The following is a 3,074-nucleotide window of genomic DNA, read 5'->3' on the forward strand; positions in this document are numbered from 1 at the left end:
AGGTCTGTTGGGTATGATGTAGACATTGCTCTAGTAACCCTGTCGCATTTTTATCTACTGACACAATAGCGTTACTGGAGCTTTTTTAGACTTTCCAAACATCCTCTAAGAAAAATGTAAAAGAGGCTGAGAGTAGAGAAAAAGAAATTTTAGCAAAGCTTACAGTTAAAGAAAACGAACTTAAACAAACAAGTGCCAAAAATAAAGATACTAAAGAAGAAATTGCAAACGTTCGCCAACTCGTAGCCTTAGCTGGACAATTGCGAAACCAAAGTTCATCAGATTCAGATGAAGCTTTAAGGTTGGCAGCGGTATCATTTAATATTGATAACCATGAACTCAAACAATCACTATTACTAGCTGCTCAATCACAAGTCCATCAACAACTGAAAGACTGGAATAATGCTAAAACTGAAACTCAAGGAAGCCAGTCAAATTTATCTAAGACTGACAAGAACTTTTTAGATTCACGCCAAGGCTTACAAGTTCAAGTATTAGTCCGAAAAACTCAAGGTGACTTATTAGAGCAGGATAAACAACCTCAGAAAGCTATAGAAGCTTATAGTCAAGCTTTTAATATCTTAAAAAATCATGCCAATGAAACTGATTTCACCAAAGACAATCAGTTGCTCACAGGCGAGAATATTGAATCAGTTTATCGAAGATTAAGGGAGCTAAATCCTCAAGACGAAGAAGTTGAGTTAGCACTAACAAAACATTTATATGCTCAACTCGAATACTTTCTAAAGGCTAAAAACTGGGAAGCTGCTGATCAAAAAACATACGAACTCATGCTCAATATTGCGAAAAGGGAAAAAGAAGGATATTTAGATGATGAGCAGATTAATAGTTTCTCCTGCCCAGACCTACAAAAGATAGATAAGCTTTGGGTCAAGGCAGACAAAGACAAACGTTTTGGCTTTAGTGTGCAGAAGGAAATATGGATTAAGACTGGGAATAGGCTAGGTGTAAAAGTTGAAGACTGGACTGACAAAGACTATGAAAATTCTTATAAATTTGCCAGGGCAGTTGGATGGTATGATGACAAACAAGAGGACACTACAAGTCCCTCAAGAGGAAGTTTCGTGAGTTATGATATACAGATTAAACGTATAAAAGAGAACTCAGCATACGGTAGGGGAGGGCTACCCAGTGTATGGGTGCGTTGACCCATGTTTCGTGGTGGGGGGGTTCAGCGTGGGGGGTGTGGGTGCGGGAACCTTCTTCTCTCGCGGTGCGACTTGTGAATTGTAACCTATAGGCGTTTCAGAAGTTTATAAACAATTATTACAGCTTCACTTTCCACGAATAAATCAACATTTCAGGAATCCGATACCTGGCACTGGCGGCGGATAACAATTTGCCTGAATAAATTTTGCTGCTACCTCATGTACCTCCGTATTTTCCGTCACCCTCTGCTTGTTCCAAGGAAGGCTCATTTGCCCAGGTGAGTGCAATTTTTTCGCCTTCGCACCCTTGAGAATCGATGGTAAAAAGTTGCTACCCCAATAATTTCGCAACTCTTGCTTCGCTTGTGGTCGATATTTCTGGCAAAACCTGCGGTACTTAGCCGCACATTCCTCCAAAGTCCGCCCCAACTGCAAAAATGCCGGATGCCATTGCGTAATGCCATCGTTGCTTAAGCGGTCATAAATCCCGTAATTGCTGAAGTCGTAGAAAAAGCCCTGCTGCATTTGGGCGGCTTTCGGGTTCGCGTGAATGTAGCGTAGAGTATTTAAAGCTCGTTTATAATCTGTGTTGGCAAAGCCCGTACTATGATACCGCTTCTCCCAAAAATGCCCTGTGCGGTTCAACATCCGATTGAAACACATGGCTGTGTACCAGTTCATCCAGTGCATAATTTTTGGGAGGTCTTCAGGGTGCTTTGGCTCCAGAAGGTAGTGGACGTGATTGCTCATGATGCACAGGGCATAAAGCTTAAACCCGTACTTGGACTGTGCTTTTTTAATGGCGTAGAGAAAGACTTCACGGCATTCTAAGCGTGTTAAGCGAAATTCCCTATTGTTACACCTAACAGTAATGTGGTAGCAAAATCCAGCTTTCAGGTCACGTTTTGGGCGAGGCATTGTAAGTACAGGGAAATACAATACCAGTAGTATAAGGTTTCTCGCTCTCCTTACTCATCCCACCTCACCAGCACCCCATCCGCAGCCACAAACCCCCAATGCGGACACTTGATCACCAATTTCTTGATTACGATTCGTAAAGCAGGGTCATCAGCCCAACATTCCATTAAAAAATCATCCCCAGGATTTTCGCGCCATTGTTCCGCTATCTTGAGCTTTTCCATCCGCCAAGGTCGTATTCTTGATCGCTCAACAACAGCTTCATAAGACCATTTTTCAGGATCGGAGTCAGCAGTTACAGCACAAACGCCTTCACTATGGGCTTTTGGTTCCTGGGAGGACGGGGCGGAATGGTTGTTTTCTGGAACGGCAGGGGCGGCGGAAAAAGTGTCCTCATAACTAACTCCTTGCTCATCATCCAAGTCCTGGTTCTTTACTATCAACGAAGTAGATAGGCTCGGTTGAACTTGGTTTTGAGGCTGGCTGAGGTTTTCAGAATTTGCAGCGACGGGCGCGGCGGAAAAATTATCTTTATGATGGGCGATCGCATCGCCACTTAAATCTTCATTCTTTGTCGTCAACGAAGCCTGTCTACTTCGTTGAGCTTGGTCTTGGGACTGACTAAATTTTTCAGAATTTGAATCGGCAGGGGCGGCGGAAAGTGTGTCCTCATGACTGATTTCCTGTTCATCACCCAATTTTTCCTTCCCAATTAACAACGAAGCAGATTGACTTGGCGCAACATCCACAAACGTCAGCGTCGTGCAGTCTGTTACCACAGGTAACTCTTCTTTCCTTTCTTCCACGCTTTTAAGGGTTTGAGGCGACGCATCCCCCAAGGATGCGATCGCCGTCTCATCAACACGTAAATTTTCGTTCTGCGTGGAAGAACTAACTACCTTACCAACCACCTTAGTGGGTGGTTGGTAGGTAGTTAAAGAATAGTTAGAAACGTTGTTAGGTTTCTGGAAGCCTTGCAAATCCTCA

At 43.3% G+C, this 3,074-nt stretch carries 2 protein-coding genes and 1 pseudogene; 1 reads left to right on the top strand and 2 read right to left on the bottom strand.

What is annotated here, in order from left to right; translation table 11 throughout:
* Nucleotides 1-260: 260 nt before the first annotated feature.
* Nucleotides 261-1,169 (top strand): GUN4 domain-containing protein, encoded by a 909-nt coding sequence (locus H6G69_RS33395; protein ID WP_190694004.1) that lies wholly within the window; start codon nt 261-263, stop codon nt 1,167-1,169.
* Nucleotides 1,170-1,313: 144 nt separating this feature from the next.
* Here the strand turns inward: H6G69_RS33395 and H6G69_RS33400 are convergent, their stop codons facing one another.
* Together H6G69_RS33400 and H6G69_RS33405 are read right to left on the bottom strand one after the other, a co-directional pair.
* Nucleotides 1,314-2,087, bottom strand: a complete 774-nt coding sequence (locus H6G69_RS33400) for a transposase (RefSeq protein WP_190694005.1) — start codon at nt 2,085-2,087, stop codon at nt 1,314-1,316.
* A gap of 50 nt (nt 2,088-2,137) precedes the next feature.
* A pseudogene (locus tag H6G69_RS33405) lies at nt 2,138-3,074 on the bottom strand (hypothetical protein); the annotation flags it as partial.

It is taken from the genome of Nostoc sp. FACHB-110 (genome assembly GCF_014697425.1).
Taxonomy (GTDB): Bacteria; Cyanobacteriota; Cyanobacteriia; order Cyanobacteriales; family Nostocaceae; genus Nostoc_B.